General features: G+C 53.4%; 23 protein-coding genes, 1 riboswitch and 1 other annotated feature (1 of these 25 running past the window's edge). Of the genes, 15 read left to right on the forward strand and 8 right to left on the reverse strand.

Features of this window, described 5'->3' with window-relative positions; all coding sequences use genetic code 11:
- Positions 1-201: a binding site (T-box leader), on the reverse strand (it extends 36 nt beyond the left edge of the window).
- Positions 202-288: 87 nt separating this feature from the next.
- The 3 genes from ACFQ2I_RS08360 to ACFQ2I_RS08370 all read right to left on the reverse strand — a co-directional run bounded on the left by ACFQ2I_RS08360 (position 289) and on the right by ACFQ2I_RS08370 (position 3083).
- On the reverse strand, positions 289-648 hold the full coding sequence (locus ACFQ2I_RS08360) for a YolD-like family protein (RefSeq protein WP_377563514.1): 360 nt from the start codon (positions 646-648) through the stop codon (positions 289-291).
- Positions 645-1916, reverse strand: coding sequence for a DNA polymerase IV (locus ACFQ2I_RS08365; protein ID WP_377563878.1), 1272 nt, complete (start codon positions 1914-1916; stop codon positions 645-647). Before ACFQ2I_RS08365 ends, ACFQ2I_RS08360 begins: the two co-directional genes overlap by 4 nt.
- A 75-nt stretch (positions 1917-1991) precedes the next feature.
- Positions 1992-3083, reverse strand: a complete 1092-nt coding sequence (locus tag ACFQ2I_RS08370) for a glycosyltransferase (RefSeq protein ID WP_377563516.1) — start codon at positions 3081-3083, stop codon at positions 1992-1994.
- Between the two features lie 123 nt (positions 3084-3206).
- Between ACFQ2I_RS08370 and ACFQ2I_RS08375 the strand changes: the two genes are divergently transcribed.
- The 12 genes from ACFQ2I_RS08375 to ACFQ2I_RS08430 all read left to right on the forward strand — a co-directional run bounded on the left by ACFQ2I_RS08375 (position 3207) and on the right by ACFQ2I_RS08430 (position 14213).
- Positions 3207-4775, forward strand: a complete 1569-nt coding sequence (locus tag ACFQ2I_RS08375) for a spore germination protein (protein ID WP_377563517.1) — start codon at positions 3207-3209, stop codon at positions 4773-4775.
- A complete protein-coding gene (locus ACFQ2I_RS08380; protein WP_377563519.1) occupies positions 4772-5989 on the forward strand; it encodes a Ger(x)C family spore germination protein in 1218 nt (405 codons plus the stop codon). The genes ACFQ2I_RS08375 and ACFQ2I_RS08380 overlap by 4 nt, the downstream gene beginning before the upstream one ends.
- 21 nt (positions 5990-6010) lie before the next feature.
- Entirely contained in the window at positions 6011-7108 is a 1098-nt protein-coding gene (locus ACFQ2I_RS08385) for a GerAB/ArcD/ProY family transporter (RefSeq protein ID WP_377563521.1), read from the forward strand.
- A 76-nt stretch (positions 7109-7184) separates the two neighbouring features.
- A riboswitch (TPP riboswitch) is annotated at positions 7185-7296 on the forward strand.
- A 251-nt stretch (positions 7297-7547) separates the two neighbouring features.
- Positions 7548-8630 (forward strand): ABC transporter substrate-binding protein, encoded by a 1083-nt coding sequence (locus ACFQ2I_RS08390; RefSeq protein WP_377563523.1) that lies wholly within the window; start codon positions 7548-7550, stop codon positions 8628-8630.
- Positions 8631-8693: 63 nt separating this feature from the next.
- A complete protein-coding gene (locus tag ACFQ2I_RS08395; RefSeq protein ID WP_377563879.1) occupies positions 8694-8996 on the forward strand; it encodes a thiamine-binding protein in 303 nt (100 codons plus the stop codon).
- Positions 8986-9777 (forward strand): ABC transporter permease, encoded by a 792-nt coding sequence (locus ACFQ2I_RS08400; RefSeq protein WP_377563525.1) that lies wholly within the window; start codon positions 8986-8988, stop codon positions 9775-9777. The genes ACFQ2I_RS08395 and ACFQ2I_RS08400 overlap by 11 nt, the downstream gene beginning before the upstream one ends.
- A complete protein-coding gene (locus ACFQ2I_RS08405; RefSeq protein WP_377563526.1) occupies positions 9770-10543 on the forward strand; it encodes an ABC transporter ATP-binding protein in 774 nt (257 codons plus the stop codon). The genes ACFQ2I_RS08400 and ACFQ2I_RS08405 overlap by 8 nt, the downstream gene beginning before the upstream one ends.
- A complete protein-coding gene (locus ACFQ2I_RS08410) occupies positions 10536-11372 on the forward strand; it encodes a TatD family hydrolase (RefSeq protein WP_377563527.1) in 837 nt (278 codons plus the stop codon). Before ACFQ2I_RS08405 ends, ACFQ2I_RS08410 begins: the two co-directional genes overlap by 8 nt.
- Positions 11373-11513: 141 nt before the next feature.
- Positions 11514-12293, forward strand: a complete 780-nt coding sequence (locus ACFQ2I_RS08415; protein ID WP_377563528.1) for a glycoside hydrolase family 73 protein — start codon at positions 11514-11516, stop codon at positions 12291-12293.
- A 67-nt stretch (positions 12294-12360) separates the two neighbouring features.
- The gene (locus ACFQ2I_RS08420) at positions 12361-13020 is read left to right on the forward strand and encodes a peptidoglycan recognition protein family protein (RefSeq protein WP_377563530.1); all 660 of its coding nucleotides are present in this window, start codon (positions 12361-12363) and stop codon (positions 13018-13020) included.
- 247 nt (positions 13021-13267) lie between these two features.
- A complete protein-coding gene (locus ACFQ2I_RS08425) occupies positions 13268-13675 on the forward strand; it encodes a zinc ribbon domain-containing protein (protein ID WP_377563531.1) in 408 nt (135 codons plus the stop codon).
- A 19-nt stretch (positions 13676-13694) separates the two neighbouring features.
- A complete protein-coding gene (locus ACFQ2I_RS08430) occupies positions 13695-14213 on the forward strand; it encodes an NUDIX domain-containing protein (RefSeq protein ID WP_377563533.1) in 519 nt (172 codons plus the stop codon).
- An 81-nt stretch (positions 14214-14294) separates the two neighbouring features.
- Here ACFQ2I_RS08430 and ACFQ2I_RS08435 read toward each other — a convergent pair whose 3' ends face one another.
- From ACFQ2I_RS08435 to ACFQ2I_RS08445, 3 genes are all read right to left on the reverse strand, one after another.
- Positions 14295-14864, reverse strand: a complete 570-nt coding sequence (locus ACFQ2I_RS08435; protein WP_377563535.1) for a manganese catalase family protein — start codon at positions 14862-14864, stop codon at positions 14295-14297.
- 95 nt (positions 14865-14959) lie between these two features.
- The gene (locus ACFQ2I_RS08440; RefSeq protein WP_377563536.1) at positions 14960-15220 is read right to left on the reverse strand and encodes a spore coat protein CotJB; all 261 of its coding nucleotides are present in this window, start codon (positions 15218-15220) and stop codon (positions 14960-14962) included.
- Positions 15217-15453, reverse strand: a complete 237-nt coding sequence (locus ACFQ2I_RS08445; protein ID WP_377563537.1) for a spore coat associated protein CotJA — start codon at positions 15451-15453, stop codon at positions 15217-15219. Before ACFQ2I_RS08445 ends, ACFQ2I_RS08440 begins: the two co-directional genes overlap by 4 nt.
- Positions 15454-15697: 244 nt before the next feature.
- On the opposite strand from ACFQ2I_RS08445, the gene ACFQ2I_RS08450 reads away from it, so the two are divergent.
- Both ACFQ2I_RS08450 and ACFQ2I_RS08455 read left to right on the forward strand, forming a co-directional pair.
- Complete coding sequence (locus ACFQ2I_RS08450; protein WP_377563538.1) at positions 15698-16693, forward strand: aldo/keto reductase; 996 nt, start codon at positions 15698-15700, stop codon at positions 16691-16693.
- A 182-nt stretch (positions 16694-16875) separates the two neighbouring features.
- Entirely contained in the window at positions 16876-17646 is a 771-nt protein-coding gene (locus ACFQ2I_RS08455; protein ID WP_377563539.1) for a polysaccharide deacetylase family protein, read from the forward strand.
- Between the two features lie 35 nt (positions 17647-17681).
- Here the strand turns inward: ACFQ2I_RS08455 and ku are convergent, their stop codons facing one another.
- Complete coding sequence (ku, locus tag ACFQ2I_RS08460; protein ID WP_377563540.1) at positions 17682-18533, reverse strand: non-homologous end joining protein Ku; 852 nt, start codon at positions 18531-18533, stop codon at positions 17682-17684.
- A gap of 114 nt (positions 18534-18647) precedes the next feature.
- Positions 18648-19919, reverse strand: a complete 1272-nt coding sequence (locus ACFQ2I_RS08465) for a glycosyl hydrolase family 28-related protein (protein ID WP_377563541.1) — start codon at positions 19917-19919, stop codon at positions 18648-18650.
- Between the two features lie 239 nt (positions 19920-20158).
- Between ACFQ2I_RS08465 and ACFQ2I_RS08470 the strand changes: the two genes are divergently transcribed.
- Positions 20159-21838 carry an extracellular solute-binding protein gene (locus tag ACFQ2I_RS08470; RefSeq protein WP_377563542.1) on the forward strand — a complete coding sequence of 560 codons (1680 nt, stop codon included), beginning with the start codon at positions 20159-20161 and terminating at the stop codon, positions 21836-21838.
- The last annotated feature ends 16 nt before the right edge of the window (positions 21839-21854 follow it).

Consider the following 21854-nt stretch of genomic DNA (forward strand, 5'->3'; position numbering starts at 1 on the left):
TTCATTCGACGCATGCATGCGGAATGATCTCCTTCGATGGCCATCACCATCTATCCTTGTAACGGCGGAATCCCGGCTCGCCCTACATTGTCAGGCGGCTGTTCATAGACGAGTTCGAAGTGTTCAACGCTGCCGCTTCGCACCAACCAGCGGCTCTCTGAAAGGTATTCCACTTCTACTATTTCTAATCGACACAGTTGGCTTTTGAAATTTATTGGTTATTATAGGCAGTGTTTATGCGCTTTGTCAACACCCCGGCGCAAAAAAAATACAAACCGTGTCGCGCAATCAATCATAGAAGTCCGTCGTCTCCGCGGCGGAGACGCCGATTATCCGGCGCATGTCCAGCCACGCTTCTTCGTCCATTCCCAGCCGAAGACGTATTCTGCGGAGCTGCTGATCGATAGCCGTCACGATGCCGGATTGTTCATATTCGCGGCCTTCTTGGAAGGTGACGAGCGTGATGGCCTGTTGAAATTGCAGTGAATGCGCGATCATTCGCGCCATCCGCTCCACCTCTTGCTCATCCAGCAGAGGCTGCGTTTTATTGGACAAATCTCCTTGATGGACGACATAAGCGGCCTTGTGCTCTGGCAGCATCATCCGGCTGGATTCCCATAATCCGTTTCCTTCCAGCTTCTTCCTCACCTGTAATGGCCTCCGATCTTCTTGGAGCGGTCGACCGCTTGCCCCGCTGCAGTGACGGAGACCGCTCTTAATATGCTTGCTGCGCCATACTTCGCTTTGATGGCATCCGTAGCTTTCTCCAGCGCCATCCACTTCTCCCGGTTGCCGTCGAATAAGGATAACTGGTACTCGTTACCCGGGAGCAGGGTGGACAGGCTGATGCCGACCTTGCGGACGGGCAGGCCGTCCCAATGCTGCTGAAGCAACTGGACTGCGCAGCGGTAGACGTCATTGGTCACATTGGTGGGATCGTCCATCTTCATCTGGCGGTTGAATCCGCTCGGCCTGTCGAAGTCGGCGCCCATGCAGCCGACGGAGACGACATGTCCCATGTAGCCCTTGCTGCGGCAGCGCTGGCATACGAGCTCCGTCAATTCCAGCAAAATAATTTTCAGCTCCTGCAGCGTGCCGTAATCGCGGGGGAGGGTCATCATGTGGCCGATCGTCGTCGGCGCCGCTTCATGCGTGCCGGGAAAGACGGGGCTGTCGTCGATGCCGTTGGCGATGCGCCAGTACAGCTCCGCCTGAATATCGGAGTTGCGTCCGAACTTGCGCCGCATCATCAGCTTCAGCTTCTCCAGCGGCGTCGTGGCCAGCTGTCCGATTGTTTCCAGTCCCATGGCGTTGAAATGGCGGGTCATCCGGTTGCCGACCATGAACATTTTGGCAATGGGCAGCTTCCAGAGTGTGTCCGGCAGTTGCTCCCTGGTCAGCGTGAACAAGCCGGAATCGTTTTTCTTCGCGTAATTGTCGCAGGCCGTCTTGGCCAGTATCTTGGTGTTGCCGATGCCGAACCGGGTATAGATGCCGGTCTCTTCCAGTATGCGAGCTTGTATCCGCTTCGCAAGCTGCTGGGGTGTACCGTAACGTTGTAGACTCCCCGTCACATCAAGAAATTGTTCATCGATGGAATACGGCTCTACAAGGTCTGTGTAGCGTTGATAGATGGCCGTAATCATAAGCGAGACGTCGATATACAGCCCCATGCGCGGCTTGACGATGACGAGCTCGGGGCATTTCGCCAGCGCGTCGCCCAGCCGCTCGGCCGTGGTGACGCCATGGTCCTTGGCAATGGGGCAAGCGGCGAGAATGATGCCAGACCTGCGTTCCGGATCTCCGGCGACGGCAAGCGGTATATCGCGATACTGCGGCTGATCCGCTTTCTCCACGGATGCGTAGAAGGATTGGCAATCGGCTAACATGATGGCTCTGTCGGAAGTGCTGGTCATCATGCGATCCCTCCCGAATAAGAATGTATGTTCTCTATATTATATACAGAACATACGATCGTATTCCATCTTTTTTTAGATGGGGATTACTGACATAGATGGATTGTCCCCATAAAAGTAACGTTCGTTGTAAAGAATGCTGGGATGCTTGGAATTGAAGCTCTTGGCCCGTTCGTGATGCTCCAGCGCCTTGGCGCGGTTGCCGATCCGGTCGTAGCAGACGGTCAGTTGAAGATGCGGCAGCCAGGTGGAGGTGGCCAGATCGGAGAAGCCCATCATGTCGTGAGGCCGCTCCGCCTGCACCGCTTGTAAAAACCAGTAGATGGCCTGCTCGAATCGTTCCTGCTCTACAAAACAGCAGCCCATCTCATAGCAGAATTCCGCCCGCGGCTTATCATAAGTCAGTGTACGAAGCAGCGCGGCCATCTGCTTATCTCGCTTATTCAGCCGCTCATAGCAATTCGCCAGCTTCAAGCATGCGTTAATCTCGTCTTCGACCCAGCCGCGACCGCCTTCCAGGAACAGCTCGTACGCGGCAATCGCTTCCTCCAGCCGGGAATTGTCGCGCAGTTCATTAGCGAAGTAATACTGATCGCGGGGGGAGAACTTCTCTCCCTTCTCCAGCCGCTTCAAGTAAATATTCAAATTGCGGTCGGTATGCCGCCGCTCCTTCCGGTGAGTAACAGCGACATCGCTATGATAGACGCGTCCTGAGACGGCGAGATATTCGTGCACGGGACCGTGCCAGCGAAAGCCGCAGCTGCGGCGAACAAGGCGGTTGCGGCGCAGACTGAACAGCGGATTGCCTTCTTCATCGAAGGTCAGATGATACTTCATCGTCACACTGTCATAAGGGAAGTCTTCCTTCTGCTTCAGCTCCTTCAGCCTGTGCCTGTCGCCAGCTTCGATGACGTCGTCGGCGTCCAGCCATAGAATGAAGGAGCAGGTGGCCTGCTGGAAGCAGTAATTGCGTGCAGCGCCAAAGTCGTCGATCCATTGGAAGTCGTAGATGACGGCACCGAAGGAGGAGGCAATTTCTTTCGTTCGATCTGTTGAACCGGTGTCCACGACGACAATTTCATCTACGATGTCCTTCACCGAGTCCAGGCAGCGCCCAAGGCTATCTTCCTCGTTCCGGACAATCATGCATAAGCTGATGCTCATCATAGGCCACAGTCCCCTCTGCAAAATCATTCGTACCATTCTATTAGCGTCAGCCAGGGAATGTGTCATACATAATCCATCCATAAACCGGAAGAATAAAGGCAACATGAAAATGGAGAGTAGCGTATGAAACAACACAAAAAAGCGCAATTAACGCCGCTAAGTCCTTCATTGGCAGCGAATATCGATCGCATTCATAAACGGTTCGGAGGAAGCAGCGATCTGGTTATTCGACCGTTCAGAGGAGACGCCGCTCCCGATCGGCAGCTGGCGATCGTCTATCTGGACGGTCTGGTGGATGCGGAGAGTGTGCAGGAAAGTGTGCTGGAGCCGATAATGGCCATGCGCCTACCGGAGAGAATGAATGCGAAGGGGGCTAGGCTGGCGGAAGCGCTGCGCAATTGTATCATTGCCGTAGGCTCTGTGAAGGACGTAGGCACGCTGGAGGAAGCGATACAGCATGTGACGGATGGACTGTGCCTCATCCTCGCCGACAGCAGCGGCGTCGCGCTGACGGCGAATGTCATCGGGGGAGAGCAAAGAGCGATTACAACTCTGCAGACACAGACGGCTATAAGAGGGCCTCAACAAGGGTTCGTGGAGAATATCGCCACCAATGTGAGCTTGGTTCGGCGCATTATCCGATCGCCGAATCTCCATGTCCGCATGCGCAAGATCGGGCGACAATCCAACACGAACGTAGCTGTGCTCTACATGGACGGGATAGCGGATGATGGTGTAGTGAAGGAGGTGTTCAAGCGTCTGGCGGCCATCGATATCGACGTTGTGTTAGAGAGCGGCCATATCGAGGAACTTATTCAAGGCGAGACGTTTACGCTATTCCCCACAATGCTCAATTCCGAGCGGCCGGATGTGGTAGCGGCTTCGCTGGCGGAAGGCCGAGTGGCCATTATCGTCGACGGCACGCCGATTGTCCTTGTGGCGCCCGCTACTTTCTTCTCCTTTTTCCAGTCTGCCGAGGATGACTATCAGCGCTTCGACATTGCCGCATTCGTCCGTGTGATTCGCTATTTCGCTTATGCGTTCTCTATGCTGCTGCCTTCCATCTATATCGCCGTCACGACTTACCATCAGGAGCTGCTGCCGACGACGCTGCTAATCAGTCTGGCCGCTCAGCGAAGAGGGGTTCCATTTCCCGGTCTGGTGGAGGGGCTGCTCATGGAGCTGACCTTCGAGGTGCTGCGGGAAGCCGGACTGCGCATGCCGCGCGCAATCGGACCGGTCATCTCCATCGTTGGCGCGCTCGTGCTAGGTCAAGCGGCTGTGCAAGCTGGCATCGTATCCGCTGGTATGGTCATCGTCGTCTCTTTTGCGGGAATTTCCTACTTTGTGTTGCCAGACTACAATCTGGCGGCCACTTCACGTCTGACCCGGTTCGCATTCATGATTATGGCGGGATTGCTGGGATTATTCGGCATCTTCGTGCTAGTGCTGGTGCTGCTTGTCCATATGGTATCGCTGCGATCATTCGGTGTCCCTTACATGTCGCCTATTGCGCCGGGCTCCAAAGGCAAACGGCTGTGGCGGGACATATTCATTCGCGAGTCGTGGTGGGCTGTGCTGATGAGACCGCTTGATCTGAAGCTGCGCAATCCGATCAGGCGGCGGAATCACAGGAAGCCGCCTGCGCAGCGGTGGGCCGGCGGGTCGCAAGGAGGGGAAGGAATGCCATGAACCGTGCGGCAACGCGACTGCTTCTGCTGTTAGCCTCTTTGCTTCTTCTCCCAGGCTGCTGGAATCGGGTGGAGCTGAATGAGATAGCCATAGTGTCGGCAACGGGAGTAGATTGGCATGACGGTATATGGGAGGTATCCTTCCAGACGATTGTTCCGCAAGCGATGGCGAGTCGGACTGGAGGAAGCCAGAGGGCTGAAGTCAATGTGTTCTCGACGAAGGGAGATCTTTATTCTGCAGCAGTCAGCCGCGCCAGTCAGGAGATGAGCAGAGGGCTGTTCTTCGCCCATAACCAGATCATTGTCGTCGGTGAAGAAGCGGCGCGCAGAGGGCTGGGACCGGTCATGGAAGTCTACCTGCGCAATCCGGACAATCGGATGACGGCGAATATCTTCCTGGCGAAGGGCAAGGCGAGACGCATGCTGGAGCAGCTTGTGCTGCCAGAGCAGATACCGGGAGCCGCCATACAGCGTATGGCAAATAATGAGGAGCAGGAAAGCTTCTCGTTCCGTCCGATGAGCATGCATGCGACGATGCTGGAGCTGCTCGAGGGCACGCAGGCTGTCGGAATACCGGGCCTGACGCTTGCCGGTACGGGACAAAGCGCGGATTCGATTAAGCAGTTGGGAAGAACGCGGTTGCCGTCCCAAGTGAGGCTTGAACAACTGGGGCTGATTGTAGGCGATCAACTGGTCGGCTGGGCAAGTACGGAACAAAGCCGGGGTATCATGTGGTTATCCAATCACATCGGCAAAACAACGATAAGTATTCCTTGCGAGCCGGATAAGGCGACGCCAAAGCAGACGTCTGTATCGATCATGAAGTCAACGACAGCCCGAAAACCGGAGTGGCATAACGGGAAATGGCGCATGCATGTGGATATTAAGGTAGAAGCGGTGCCAGGGGAATACAATTGCAGCAAGAAGCTGGAGCTGCGAGGGCAAATGAATGCGATCGAACAATTAATCGAACAGGAAGTTCACAAGATCGCGATGAACGGATGGAAGGCTGTGCGCAAGCATCGGGCGGATGTTATCGGGTTCGGCGATCTCATCCGTAAGAAGTATCCCCGTCAGTGGAAGGACATTCGCGGCGAATGGAGAGAGATGTTCCCACAGACAGATGTGATCGTAACTGTGAAGGCCAACATGATGTCTGGAGGCAAGGATGCCAGCAATTTCAAGAAAATGCAAGAAGACGCCAGAAGCAAGTAACGGGTATGAGAGGTGAAGAGCTTGCAGCGAATCGGCAAAGATCAATTAGGAGTTCTGGTCGTATTGTTCCTGATCGGCAGTACGCCGCTGTTCCAACTGGGCAACAGCGCGCTGCAGGATGCCTGGATGGCGATGACGATAGCCGCAGCTGCGGGACTGTTGATGACGGCCATGTACTTGAAGCTGCAGCGTCGGGCACCGGACGCTGGGCTGGCGGATCTGTACAAGTATCATCTGGGACGATGGCTCGGCGGGGCGCTTGCATTCATTCATGCGATATGGCTCGCCTGCCAATCTATGCGCAACGTTCGCGATGTCGGCGAGATGACCTACATGGTGTTATTGGATCAGACGCCCAGATCGGTGACAATGCTACTAATTCTGCTCGTCGCGGGTTATACGGCGAGCAAGGGCATCGAGGTGTTCGTCCGCGTGGCCCAACTGCTTATGCCGATCGTATTCATCAGCTACGGCATCGTCATCTCCTTGCTGTTCGCCAGCGGGCTTGTCCGCCTGGACAGACTGCAGCCAGTGCTGGAGAACGGCTTCGGCCCCGTCTTAACTGCCGTTCCCGATCTGGTTGCTTTCCCTTTTGGCCAGATGGTTGTCCTGCTTGTGATATGGCGGTACGTGAAGGAGCGGGAACAGATCGCGAAGAAGACCTACCGCTCGCAGACGTTTGTCTCGCTGTTTCTGATCTTTATGAACGTACTGGTCATCTGTGTACTTGGGCCGCAGCTGTCCGCCGTGACGGTGTGGCCGCTGCTTCATGCCGTTCAACTGGTCGGAATGGCGAATTTTCTGAATCGATTGGATATCGTCGCGATTATTCTGCTATATATCGGCTTGTATGTGAAAATGACGCTGCTTCTATTCGCATCGGCTACGATGATCAGCGAAACAACCGGCTGGTCTTACCGTTATTTGTTGTTGCCAGTCACGCTGTTCATTTACGGCCTCTCCTTCCTGGAGCTGAACTATGCGTTTCATATGTGGATGGGCTTGCAGGTGACGCTGAAGTTTATGCCCGTATTTCAGATCATCTTGCCGCTGTTGATGCTCTGCGTCGGCATTCGCAGCAAGTACAAGCGGATGTCGGATAAAGGGGCGGACGGCTGAAAAACGTATAGGCAGGAAAAATAAGTCTGGCATTCTCGCATGTATTGATATATTATATAAACGATTGATGAAAACTGAACACTCCTGGGGGAGCTGGTGTGGCCGGCTGAGAGGGAATAGCAGTACAATTCCGACCCTTATAACCTGATCCGGGTAATGCCGGCGTAGGAATGCGAAGATCCGCTCTGCATAGCGAGCACGCAATGGTTTTTTTGCCATGCTGCTGCGCTGCGAGTGATCATGAGGCCATCTTCAAGGCGCTCTTCCTATTCAGGAGGGGCGCTTTTTTTTTCGACACGAGAGGGATGCTGCGTCGCCAAGAGGCCGCGTCAGTCGTTAGCGCTTGTGCCAAGGGAAACCTGTCCTGAGCTTCCGGGATGCCAGTCATCATCAAAGAAACAGATACCAGTAGGAGAGGGGAAGGAAGAGGATGATAGGTATGAAAAAGAAGGGAAAGAAGCATTCATGGGGGATTGCGGCAGTCTTGCTCGCCGTCATGCTGACGGTTGCAGGCTGCGGAGCGGATGGAAACAGCGGCAATGGAGGAAAGTCAGGCAATGTGAGCAATAACGGCAATGCTGCGGGCAGCAATGCCAATGAGGGGGAGAAAGCGGAGGACAAGCCGCTTCAGGAAGTGCAGCTCGTGCTGGACTGGTCGCCCAATACGAATCATACAGGCTTGTATGTAGCGCGAGACAAGGGATATTTCGAGGAGCAAGGATTGAAGGTGGACATTATTCAGCCCGGTCAAGAGGGCTCTGACGCGATGGTTGCTTCCGGCAAGTCGGAGTTCGGGGTGAGCGTTCAAGAGACGGTGACAATGGCTCGTATCGCTGGAGTGCCTATCGTGTCCATTGCCGCTGTTCTTCAGCACAATACATCGGGCTTTGCTTCGCCTGTAGACAAGGGCATCGACTCGCCGAAGAAGTTCGAGGGAATGCGATACGGCGGCTGGGGAGCGCCAATTGAAGAAGCCGTTATCGATGCGATAATGCGCACAGTAGACGGAGACGTAAGCAAGGTGGATTTGCTGTCGATCGGAGATGCTGACTACTTCGCGGCAGTGAAGCGGGACATCGATTTTGCATGGATATTCTACGGTTGGACCGGTATTGAAGCGGAGCTGCGCAAGGAAGAGCTGAATATGCTGTACTTGACCGATTACAGCGACAAGCTGGATTATTACACGCCGGTTCTGATCACAAGCGAGGACATGATTGCGAATTCGCCTGAGGTTGTCAAAGCATTCAGCGCTGCGGTATCGAAGGGCTACCAGTACGCGATCGACAATCCGGAGGACGCGGCCGAGATGTTGATTGCCGCGGAGCCTGATCTGAATCCGGAGCTTGTGCGCGCAAGCCAGCAGTGGCTAAGCCCGCGCTATCAGGACGATGCGCCGCGCTGGGGCGAACAGAAGCTCAGCGTATGGAGCAATTTCTCGGAATGGCTGTTCGAGAATCAATTGCTTGAAGCCGAGCTGGAAGCGGAGAAAGCGTTCACGAACGAATTCCTGCCGCAATAACGCCGGACGCCAGTCCGGATAGAGGCAGAGCACGCAATTAACAAGGAGAGATGGTGAATGAATATGGCTAATGCACTGGTAAGCATTCAAATATTGCCCCGCACGCCAGGCGGAGCGAACGCGATTCCTTACGTGGATCGCGCTATTGAAGTCATCAAGCAATCTGGTGTTCCTTATCGGGTAGCCCCGCTGGAGACGACGATGGAAGGCGATCTGGATCAACTGCTCGGCATCGTGCAAGAGATGAACAAGGCGATGACGGAGATGGGCTGCGAATCCGTCATTTCCCAGGTGAAAATCTCATATAATCCGAAGCACGGCGCTTCCATGGACCGGCTGCTGGAGAAGTATCCCGATGGGCAATAAGCGCAGCCTGTGGGTGAGATTCGTGCTGCCAGTGGCTGTCATGCTTGCGTTAGTGGTATGCTGGCAGGCAGCGGTCTCCTTCGGACTTGTGTTCGACTGGATGATTCCCTCTCCGCTAGCCGTTGTGCAGGAAGCGATCAGGCCGGATGTGTGGTCGCGCCTAATGGAGCATACAAGGGCGACGCTTGGATTGGCCTTGCTAGGCTATGGGGGAGGATCGGCGGCGGGCTTTGTGCTCGCCGCTTTGCTGCATCTGCTGCCGGGGGTCAGACTTAGCGTGTCTCCGCTCCTGATCCTGTCGCAGAATGTGCCGATAATCGTGCTGGCGCCGATTATGACGATGCTATTCGGCTACGGGCTGCTGCCCAAGGTGTTGTTGCTTATGATGGTCTGCTTCTTCCCCGTGTGTATGACGATGCTGTACGCCTTGTCGCACGGTCATGAAGCGGAACGCAATTACTTGCATATGATCGGCTGCAGCAAGTGGCAGCTGTTCTGGCGGCTGGAGCTGCCGGGAGCGGTCACGGGGCTGTTCAGCGGCTTGAAGATCGGAGCGACTTACAGTGTTATGAGCGCTGTCGTAGCGGAATGGCTGTCTCCGAGAACGGGACTTGGCGGCTTTATGGTGTTATCTTCCAGAGGATATATGCCAGAGCGGGTCTTCGCGTCGGTTATTCTAATCATTACGATCAGCATTGCTTTATTCGGTCTAGTGACGCTCATTGAACGTTACTTTACGCGCTGGCGGCCAAGGGGCAAGGGAGGTGCGGCGGATGCTTAGCGTACAGGAGATCAGCAAGAGCTTCCCGCAAGGGAAGAAGGAGCGCAAGCGCGTGCTGCAGCAGCTGTCGTTGCACGTTCATGAAGGGGAATTCGTCTCCATCGTCGGTCCTTCCGGCAGCGGCAAGTCGACGCTGTTCGGCGTTATCGGCGGCCTGGAGGAGTCTGATGGCGGCGACATATGGATCAACGGTCAGCGAACGACAGGCGAGCGGGGACATGTTGCCTACATGCCGCAGCAGGCGTCGCTGCTGCCCTGGCGGACGGTGGAGGCCAATATCGAGCTGTCGCTGACAATTGCGGGCATGGAGAAACGCGAGGCGCTGTCGCTGGCGCGCCAATGGCTGGCGCGGATCGGGCTGGCCGATTATGCTGGGGCGTATCCCCATATGCTGTCCGGCGGCATGAGCCAGCGCGTGTCCTTCCTGCGGGCGCTCTTGTCGCCGCAGCGGCTGATGCTGCTGGACGAGCCGTTCGGGGCGCTGGATGCGCTGACGAGAATGCAGATGCAGCAATGGCTGCTGTCGATATGGGAAGAGAATCGCAGGTCGGTGCTGCTGGTAACGCACAGCATCGAGGAGGCGCTCTATCTGTCTGATCGGATTATCGTGCTGTCGTCCGCTCCTGCCGTCGTGCTGGACGAGATGACTGTGCCGTTCCCGCGTCCCCGCAGCGAGACGCTATGGAAGGAGCCGCAGTTCAATGAGCTGAAGGGACGCATCTACGATCAGCTTCAAGGCGTGAAGGGTGGTGATGGCGATGGATAACGGGCGGAGTCTGAATGAACGGAGCTCCCTCAGCCGCCTGACGTGTATGGATGCTCATATTCATCTGGATTTGTACCCGGAGGAGGAGCGGGAAGTAATGCTGAAGGAAGCCTCGAGGAATGGCGTAGTGGCTGTAGTCGCCGTATCTATGCATATGGAGTCGGCGCTAGTCAACTATAGGCTGTCGCAGCGTTATCCGCAGGGCGTGCATCCCGCATACGGCTTCCATCCGGAGCAGAAGCTTCCTTCCCCCGATGAGCTTGATCGGCTGGTCGCGTGGATTCGGGAGCGCCATGCTGCCGGAGAGCCGTTCGCTATCGGCGAAGTCGGGCTCCCGTATTACATGCGGACGGAGGCGGAAGCGGCGGGACAGTCCTTCGACGAGGCGCCTTATATCGAGCTGCTGGATCGATTCGTCGCGCTGGCAGCGGAGCTTGACCGGCCGATCGTCTTGCATGCGGTATATGAGGACGCCGACAAGGCGTGCGGCTTGCTGGAGCGCTATGGGGTGCGCAAGGCGCATTTCCACTGGTTCAAGGGAAGCGAAGAGTGCATACGCCGCATGGCGGCATCCGGCTATTATGTGTCCGTCACGCCGGATGTCGCCTATGAGGAAGAGATCAAGTCGCTCGTTCGGCAATATCCGCTGACGCAGTTAATGGCAGAGACGGACGGACCATGGCCGTTCGAAGGGCCTTATTCAGGTAAGCGGACGGTTCCGTCGATGACGAAGGAGGTCGTCGCGGATATCGCCGTCCTGAAGGGGTTGCAAGCGCAAGAAGCAGCGGAGCAGTTGCTCCGCAATACGAAGCAATTTTATATGCTGTGAATGCGGCGGCCTCTTGTCCTACGGGACAAGGGGCCGTTTCCTTTTGCCAAGCTGTCGCATATATAGGATTACGAATGAAAGATTAGCAAGCGGTTGTAGTTGTGCAAGCGGCGTTGTACAAGCATGAAAGGGAGTGATCCGATGGCAAAGCTGACGAGGGAACAATTCATCAAAGCGATCGCGCCGACAGTCGTGCAGGTACGGGTGGAAGGCTCGCCGATGTATGCCTCTCTGCGCATTGCACAGAGCATTCTGGAGACGGGCGGCGTCCTCCATGCATGGAACAATCTGGGCGGTATTAAGGTGGGGAGCGGCAAGCCGAATGCCTATTGGCATGGAGAGGCGATTGTAAAGGGAACATGGGAGGTAGTGGACGGCTGCTCTATCACGACCAAGTCGGCGTTCCGGACATACAAGAGCTTGTATCACTTCTACAAGGATCTTGACCGGCTGCTGGAATATCCTCGCTATGAGCCGGTGCGCCGCGCGCCTTCACCGGAGGAGCAGGCGGTTATGCTGCAGTCGTGCGGATACGCGACCGACCCGGCATATGCATCCAAGCTGATCAGCCTGATCCATCGTTACCGTCTGAAGGCATACGATGCAGCAGCATTGAACGTTCCTGCGCGGCCTCCTCAAGGCTTCGAAGGCTCATCCGTCATTCCCATCCTTTATCTGGGGGGAGTCATAGGGACGGGTTATTTGAAGGAGGGTACCACATGGGTGCCGGCGCAGGAAATCGGCGGAAGTCTGGGAGCGACTGTGAACAACTGCGGGGTTAGCGCCGTGACGGTGAACGGTAAGGGATTGTATTCGGTCCAAGCGGGCGTCCTGCGCCTGGTGAAAATACGAGAGCTGGCAGACGCGGTCGGCATAGAGCTGGAATGGGACGACAAGGCAAGGGTGGTCATGTTGGGGTAGTGAGCTGAGCCCGCCCTAACTGACGAGGAAAAGCCGGAATAAAATGTAGATGGAAAGGGGGGGAGTGATGTATACGTACAAAATCGATCATATTCCTCGGTCTACGACGTACAACAGGCGGCCCGGCTATCCCATGGATGCGACCACCATCACCATTCATAATACAGCCAATCCTTCCAGCACAGCGAGCAATGAACGGGACTGGCTGACTAATTCACTGAATACGAGAACAGCATCTTATCATATTGTTATCGACCAAAAGGAAGCGATTGAGTGCATTCCGCTAGACGAGAACGCTTGGCATGCGGGGGACGGAAGCGGAGAGAATAGCGGGAACCGCACCTCTATCGGCATCGAGATATGCGAGAGCGGCAACTACGAGGCTACACTGGACAATGCAGCAGATCTGGTCGCCAATATGCTGCTGGACAGAAATTGGGGGGCGGACCGATTGCGCAGGCATTATGATTGGAGCGGCAAAAACTGCCCGCGCCTTATGAATGAAGACGGGGAATGGGACGGCTGGGATGATTTTGTGAGGATGGTGAAGGAGAAGATGGACGGAATGAAGCCTCAGGAGCCAATGCTGGAGCCTGATGACGCCAATAATATTATCCGATTTCTAAGCGCGGCGTATATGGCCACAACGGTGGAAGAAGCGCGCAAGGAGTTCAACCGTCTGGCGAACGAGCTGCGGAGAGTAAGTGGTCAGCCGCCGCAGCCGTAATCAAGCAGCATAAGCCCGTTGCCCCGCAGTTGGTGGCAGCGGGCTTATTTGGCGTCGGTGGATTCAACCGCAATCTGCGCATTGGCATTCGCGGCATCCCGATGCGAAGCTGTCTCCGGGACACAGCAGTTATATGAAAGCCTTTGCGACGGTAGTGTTATAGTCCGCAGGAACAAGATCGAAAAATGCACCCTCCAAGGTATGGATATCATGATACAATGAAGACAAATAAAGGAGGGGGTTGACGATGGCAGAGACCGTGGTATGTCCTTGGTGCGAGAACGAGGTTGTTCTGGACAAAGATATTTGTCCGGAGTGCATGCACGAAGTATTGCCTTCCCATCTGGAATCCGGCGATAACGATCAGTGGGATGGCTCCCAGCATGTGCCTGGCGCAGAAGAAGAAGAGGCGGCGGATGCACTGACGCAGCTGGAGAGCGAGTATTTTTGCTCGAACTGCGACCATAAGGAGTGCAGGGTGCAGGAGGTGGCGATGACCGGGCCGGGCATCAGCAAGCTCCTGGACATTCAGCATCACCACTACTGGTTCGCATCATGTCTGAATTGCGGCGTGGTGAAAATCTACGATCCTAATGTGCTTCGGAGCCGTAAGCAAGGCGAACTCAGCAGCGGGCTGGATTTGTTATTGGGTTGAATGAGGAGAGAGCAGAAAAATGCAAGTCATAAGATCGGCTAAAAATGTAACGGGTCTTCCGTTGCCCAATGAAATGCAATTGATATTGTCAGAGTTACTTCCTCAGCAGGAACTTATAACGTGTTCATTCGTGCTTGCATTTCAAGAAGATACGTTATTATTGACGAACTTGAATGAAAGAGGCTGGGATATCCCGGGAGGGCACATTGAACCTGGAGAAAACCCGGAAGAGGCTATGAGAAGAGAGCTTTATGAAGAAACGGGCGCTTTGATTGCATCGCCTCAGCTTCTGGGTTATGAATTAATCCGATTGTTTCATAAACCGGAGAAGTATAAATACCCCTATCCGGACAGCTATATGGTCTTTTATTGCGCCAAGATTGAGAGACTTGATGATTTCCATGGCACAAGCGAAGCAAAAGGAAGAGGCCTCTTCAAACGGGAAGATGCCTGTAAAGTTCGGTGGGTTCAAAATAACTGTGTTCTTTATGAACAGGCGTTGAAGAGAATGACTACACTCTGCGTATCGGTTGAGTGATAACGTTATACCATATATGTTCGATTTCCTGAATGGCGCATACGTGCAAACGGCCCCCTCGCAAGAGGGGGCTCTACTGCGTTAGAAGAACGTCCGCTGATCCCGTTGCTCCTTCAATATTTCTACTGCCTCGCGGAAGCGCAGGGAGTGCACGATCTCGCGCTCGCGCAGAAACTTGAGGCTGTCCTGCAGATCTACATCGTCCGTCATGTCGATGAGCCATTGATAGGTTGCCCGCGCCTTCTCCTCGGCGGCAATATCCTCATAGAGGTCGGCGATGGGATCGCCCTTGGCCTGTATGTAGGATGCCGTCCAGGGAACGCCGGATGCGTTCGCGTAGAACAGGGCGCTGTCATGGGATGCGAAGTGAGCGCCTAGTCCAGCCGCTTTCATCTGCTCAGGCGTTGCATCCTTCGTCAGCTTGTATACCATCGTGGCGATCATCTCGAGATGAGCGAATTCCTCCGTCCCGATATCGGTAAGCAAGCCGATGACCTTATCCGGAATCGTGTACCGCTGATTCAGATAGCGCAGCGCCGCGGCCAGCTCGCCGTCGGCGCCGCCGTATTGCTCCAGCAGAAACTTCGCCATCATAGGATCGCACTTACTGACGCGCACCGGATATTGCAGTTTCTTCTCATATACCCACATGTGCTGCCTCCCAACCTCCTTATATCCCGCTATGCAGGCCCTACTTCATGAAGGGCGCTGCATGTTCGCGATGCGGGTGGATGCTTTTCATGCAGTTACACCTGCCACGGCCACGGAACCTCGTTCCACTGCCATGGCAGCTTCGACATGCTGTGGCCATAATTCATCAGGGGACCGTATTGCGATTCATACTGATAAGCAATTCGCTTACGCAGCTCCGCATACTGGTTGAACTGCTGCAGCGCATTGGCGTCATGCGGGTGGGTGTCCAGGTACAGATTGAGCTCCAGAAGGACGAAATCCACCGCCTGGAGGTCATGCAGCAGCTTATAGTACGCTTCGTTCAATTGTGTCATCCTCCATCACCGCCCGTTCCTCCGGCGCTACCTGACTGCTGGGGATAGGGGTCGCACAGAGAAGGCCATAGCGTCCCTCTCCTCAGTGCTTCATGCGGGGGATACTGCGGTAAATCCGGAGGCTGAAAGGTGATGAATAATTGCGGCGGAACGTTGTAGCTTTTTACCCGGATAGGGGGGCACGGGTCGAATGGGCCGATGAAAGGCTCGTAATAGCGGAATCCGCTATTCATCCGCGCACTCTCCTTTCTTCATTGTACTGAAGCAAACGACAGCATCTGAATATGAGGCTGGTCATTTCCTCCCATCAGTATATGTGCCGCGGCTTGGCCGTTATGCGGGTCCTGTTCCGGTCCGGAACGGCGATTTTCCTGATAGACTTGCCTAATTGCACAATTGAAGGGAGAATGGTGTAGGAAGGACGAACCGGGATTGGATTTAAGGCATGATTACTAATGAATATGGAGGTTGATAGCAATGAACGAATATATGGCGTCAAATCGACGATACGAGACGATGACTTACCATCGATGCGGGAGAAGCGGCTTAAAGCTACCGGCGATTTCGCTTGGATTATGGCATAATTTCGGAGGGATCGACGTGCAGGACAATGGCAGAAGGATGCTGCGCAGGGCATTCGATCTCGGTATTACGCATTTCGATCTCGCGAACAATTACGGCCCGCCGCCTGGCTCGGCGGAGGAAACGTTCGGTCAATTGTGGCGGAAGGACTTCGGCGCTTATCGCGATGAGATGATCGTCTCCACGAAAGCCGGTTACCGAATGTGGCCGGGACCTTACGGCGAATGGGGCTCGCGTAAAAGCATGCTGGCGAGCCTTGATCAAAGTCTGAAAAGATTGAACATGGAGTACGTTGATATCTATTACTCTCACAGATTCGACAAGGAGACGCCTCTCGAAGAAACGATGTCCGCGCTCGATCAGGCGGTGAGACAAGGCAAAGCGCTCTATGTCGGCATTTCTAATTACGGTCCCGAAGAGACGAGGGAAGCGGTATCCATCTTGCGCCAGCTTGGAACGCCTTGTCTGATTCATCAATGTCAATATTCCATGTATGAACGAATGCTGGAGGGGGAACTGCAGGACACGCTGCTTGAGGAAGGAGTCGGAACGATCGCATACAGTCCGCTTGCTGGAGGCTTGCTGACCGATCGCTATCTGAACGGCGTACCTGAGGATTCGCGCGCAGCGGGCGCGAGCATATTCCTGAAGCGCGAAGATGTTACAACTGAGAAGTTGGCGAAGTCTCGCAAGCTTCAGGAACTGGCCGCACAGCGGGGGCAGAGTCTTGCTCAGATGGCGATCGCCTGGGTGCTCAGACATGGCCGCGTCACTTCAGCGCTGATCGGCGTCAGCAAGGAAGAGCAGATCGACGACATTGCCAAGTTATTGGATAATCCTTCGTTTTCGTCCACGGAACTTGATCATATTGAGCGGATTCTGGGCGAATAACTGGATAGAAGCCATTGGAACGATGGACCAAGGACAAGGACTATCAGTGAATCGCAGTGAGGTGGCTCGCATGACTTGGCGCTTACCGCGTTCCAATACATAATGTTGGCGAATGGAACATATTTGATTTTCAATCGAACCATACTATCCTTATAACCACCAGCAGGGAAAGAGGATAGCCGATGAAAAATTGGAAGAGATGGACTTGCTTGCTCTGTGTTATTGGTGCGGGCAGTAGCTTCATCACAGGATTTACAGATCGTCCGACGGTACATAACCGTTCGTATTATGAAACCCGCGGAGAAATCGTCTGGGAAGTGCCGATGGAGGAGAAGCTGATCGCACTGACTTTTGATGACGGGCCACATGAGAAGGAAACGCAGCTAATATTAGATTTGCTTAAACAGTACGATGCGAAATCCACTTTCTTTGTCGTTGGCAACCGGCTTGACCGGTATGCGGATATTGTCAGGCGCGAAGTGGAAGAAGGGCATGAAGTGGCGAATCATACTTACAACCATCTTTTATTCAACCGTAATGTCAGTTCAGCTAGGATTCTAAAGGAGATTGCCGATTCGGAAGCGAAGATCAAATGGGTAACGGGCCAGGAATGCAAATGGTTCAGACCGCCGGGCGGCAATTATAGCGAACGCGTCGTACAAATAGCCAAGCAGGCTGGTTATACTATCGTGTTATGGTCCTGGCATCAGGATACGAAAGATTGGACGAGTCCCGGTGTTCAGGCCATTGCCAATAAAGTGCTGAAAAATGCAAGGAACGGCGATATTGTTTTGCTTCACGACAATATTCAAGGTTCAATGCAAACCGTCAAGGCATTGCAAATCATATTGCCGGAATTGAAGAAGCGGGGATATCGCATGGTCACGATATCCGAATTGATCCAGCATAAGCCTGCGCAGCCGTTGCAGTCCGCTCCTCATTCCGAATTTTGAACCCATTATCATCTCTGCTTCGCCATTGCCAGCTATTATGAGACATTGCCACTGGCTTTTTTAGTCGTTTTACGCTTGGCCCCTTTCTTCGCTGGCGTACCGGGATCAGTAGGAATCTTCGCCGCTTCCAGGCTCGCTTGAAGCGCGGACATCAAGTCAATCACATTGGCTCGATTCTCTTGCGGTGCGGCAACGACATCGATGCCTTCCCCGGCGATTTTCTGCTCGATCGCTTGGAGCATTGCTATCCGGTAATCGTCGGTATACTTCTCCGGATTGAATGTCTCCGTCAACTGATCGATTAGCAGCTTGGCCACTTGCAGCTCTTTATCGTTTACGCTTACGGCTTGAGGCAGGTTGGGAACCTCCGTCAGTGAGCGGACTTCGTCGGGGTAATGCATCGTCTCCAGACAGAGGCAATTGTCGATCACTCTGATAGCCGCCAGACTGCTTTTGCTGCGAATCGAGATTTTGGCGATGCCGATTTTGCCGGTTTGGCGGATCGCTTCCATCAGCAGGCCGTAAGCGCCTCCGCCAGCCAGATCGGGGGATAGGAAGTAAGTCTTCTCATAATAGATGGGATCGATTTCCTCCAGATTGACGAAGTCGAGAATTTGAATGACTCTGGCGGATTCCGGCTTCAGCGCTTCGATTTCCTCCTCACTGAACAGAACGAACTTGCCCTTCTCGTACTCGAAGCCTTTAGCGATCTCATCAATCGCCACCTCCTGATCGCAATGGGGACAGGTGCGCTTGTGAGAGATTGGCGTGCCGCAAGCTTTATGAATGCTCCGGAAGCGTATGTCCTTGTCTTCGGTAGCGGTGAACATTTTCACCGGCACATGAACGAGACCGAAGCTGATTGCGCCTTTCCAGACTGTATGCATGTGTGATTCCTCCTTGGCAATTTTGCGGAACAACTGCGCTGCGATTACCCGATAGTTTTTCCATGCTCCAGTCCATTTATTTGCGGCTATGCGAATAGGTGCATTGCGGCTAGGCTAATTCAAATTGCTTGAAATTACATTGCTAGAGCCAACGGTTGAGAGAGAGCCGATCAAATTACCCCTCAGAATGTTGGAAGTGATCAAAAGGTCATGGCTGGTATCGATCGCATGAATGCCGTAACGCTGTGTTTTGACGGACTGGTCATCGAAGCAGCGGTTGCCGGTAATGGTGACCAGATGACTATTGCCGAGTATGCTGATACCGTCGTCTTGGCCGGTAGCAGGCGCTTTCCCGTTATTCTTGCAAACATTTCCAATAATTTGAGAATTGGTTACGCTGGCGTACATAATGCCCGCCGAATTGTTGTTGACGCACCAGTTGCCTTCGGAAATAATTTCTGTTGCATCGATTATGTCGATGCCATTGCCATCGTTGCCCTCGATTAAATTGTTGCTGATAACGATTCCGTATTTGTTGTTGATATATACGCCACCTGCTGTGTTGTTCGGGACAAGTCCATTGTTGCGGATAATATTGCCGGAGATGACCCCTCGGTTCGTATTGTAGATGATGCCGTCCAGATAACCGTCTTCAATCAGGTTGTCCATTACCCAGTTGTTTCCCTCTGCATACTGTGGATCATCAAGACTGAAAGAAATGACGGTATTGCCGATCGTGCCTTTCAGATGACTTCGGGTGATTCTGGAAGCCATGACATTCGACATATTCAGAGCAATAACATGCGAGTTGATAACTTTGATGTGATCAATCGTAATCCGTTTGCACTTCCAGAATATGACGGTGCTGCCCGTTGTCTGCTGGGAAGCGTTGCCGTCAAGCGTCATATCTGAGATCGTCACATTTTCGGTTAACGTTCCTACCAATAGTGCATCGTTCGTTCCGGGCTTCAGCTTCAATGAGGTCACATCCTGACCGACTCCTCTCAGCTTCATATGTCCCCCGACCTGAATGGTGCCGCTTAAGTATGTTCCAGCTGGAAAGCATACGACGCCTCCTCCCGCCGCCGAACAAGCTGCGATAGCGGCTTGGATTGCACCCGTGTCGTCTGTCGTTCCATCCCCAATCGCTCCGTAATCCATAACATTGTATTCGCATAGCGATGCTTGCGAAGCAGCATTGCCTTTTTGCTTGTCTTTCCCTGTTTGTTTTTCTTTTTCGCCGCTCATTGCCTCTGCCAGAAGCGATGAACCCAGCATCCCCTCCATAGCAAGCGCTGCGCCGCCTCCGCCAATTGCGGCAAGCAGCTTCCTCCTGCTTACTAACGGATTGACTGTCCGTTTTTTCTGATCGAGATTGTTTTCCATTATGCATCCTCCTCATATACGGTTAGTAAAAACGCTTACAAAAAGAGTATAATAAAATTTCTATATTCTGTTATCCGTCATTTTTTGCGAATGCTTATACTTTCTTTTGATTATGAGTAACGCTTTCAAAGGCGTAAAGAAAGTATAAGGTTTCAAAATTTATTACTGTTATTTGAAAGATTGGTGTCGAGTTATAATTTCGTTGAAATGAAAACAACAAGGGGAAAGGAAAGTGAGTTATGGCGAAGAGGAGATTAGTTATACTATTGCTGCTTATGATGCTCGTTGCAGCGTGCAGCGGCAATCAATCACCAGGCAAGACTGAGGAAGAAGGGGCGATTAAGTCCGAGCAAGGGAATAGTGCGGACGCCAACAAAGAAGGAGCGCCGCAAGACATTGATCCGTTAGGCAAGTATGATCCGCCGATTGAAGTGACAACAGTGAGAGCAACCAATGATACGTTCAAATTTATTGAAGGAGAATCTCTGGAAGACAACATTGTATATGAACTGTACGAAGAGGATATTGGCATCAAGTGGAAAAACATATGGTCGGTCGGCGGTGATAATAACAAATATACCGAAAAGCTGAACTTGTCCATCGCTTCCAAAAATTTGCCGGATATTTTTCAAGTCGATATCGGTCAATTGAAAGAGCTGGTTGACGGCGGATTAGTGGAGGATATGACGCCTTACTTCGAGCAATATGCGTCCCAGCAGGTGAAGGAAGCATTCGGTTACGCAGACGGCCTTGGTCTTAGAATGGGAACGTTCGACGGCAACCTGTATGGATTGCCTAACACTCGCGACGCCGCGGGTAATCTGAACTTGCTTTGGGTGAGACAGGACTGGCTGGACAATCTCGATCTCGAGCTTCCGAAGACAGCGGATGAAGTGATTGCGGTAGCCGAAGCGTTCGCCAATAATGATCCCGACGGCGATCAGAAGAACAATACGTATGGCATAATGGCCTCATTTATGATGTTCGACGGTTATGGACTAGGCTCATTGGATGCGCTTGCAGCGGCATACGGGGCTTACCCGGGGAAATGGATTAAGGGCGAGGAAGGACTCGTGTATGGAAGCGTGCAGCCCGAAATGAAGAAGGTGCTGGAGATTGGACGGGAACTGTATGCGATGGGAGCGCTAGATAAGGAGTTCGCCATTAAAGGAGGCGGTGAGACGACAGCAGATGTCGTTGCCGGAAAAATTGGGATGTATTATGCGCCTTTCTGGTCTCCGGCATGGCCGCTTAATCAAATGATAGAGAAGGAACCCGATGCGAAGTGGACGCCGCTGCTCGCACCTCCTGGCCCATCTGGCGAGATGAAAGTGCCTGCTGGACATTTCACCACCAATTGGATGGTCGTTCGTAAAGGCTTTGAGCATCCGGAGGCGCTCGTAAAGGCGATCAATTACTGGTACGACCTTAGCATGACCGGAGGCTCCCGCAACGAAAAGTATTCTGAGCTTCGTCAGAACGAATACAAGGATGTCGATATCAATAACTATACGCCTGTCTATTCCGAGATGCCGAATAAGAACGACTTGTTTGTTGATGAAATATTAAAGGCGCTTAAGGATGGCGACACGTCGGGTCTGTCTATAAGCGGTCTGAAAACCTATGAAAAAATCAAAGCCGGCGGAGTTGATGGCTGGGTGGAGCAAAAAATTTGGACGGAATCAGCTCCGCTTATTCGCGAGTATAAAGAAATTGTGACAGATGAGTTTTACGGTGCGCCGACGGAAACGATGGGACTGACGAAGACAGCGCTGGATAAACTGACGAACGATACGTTCACGAAGATGATCATGGGGGACAAATCCGTTGAAGAATTTGATGACTTCGTTGCGCAGTGGCACAAGATTGGCGGAGACAAGATGACGCTGGAAGTGAATGAGTGGGCTTCTTCCAGATAGTGTCCGGATTATTCGG

The organism is Paenibacillus chungangensis, assembly GCF_042675905.1.
Classification (GTDB): domain Bacteria; phylum Bacillota; class Bacilli; order Paenibacillales; family Paenibacillaceae; genus Pristimantibacillus; species Pristimantibacillus chungangensis.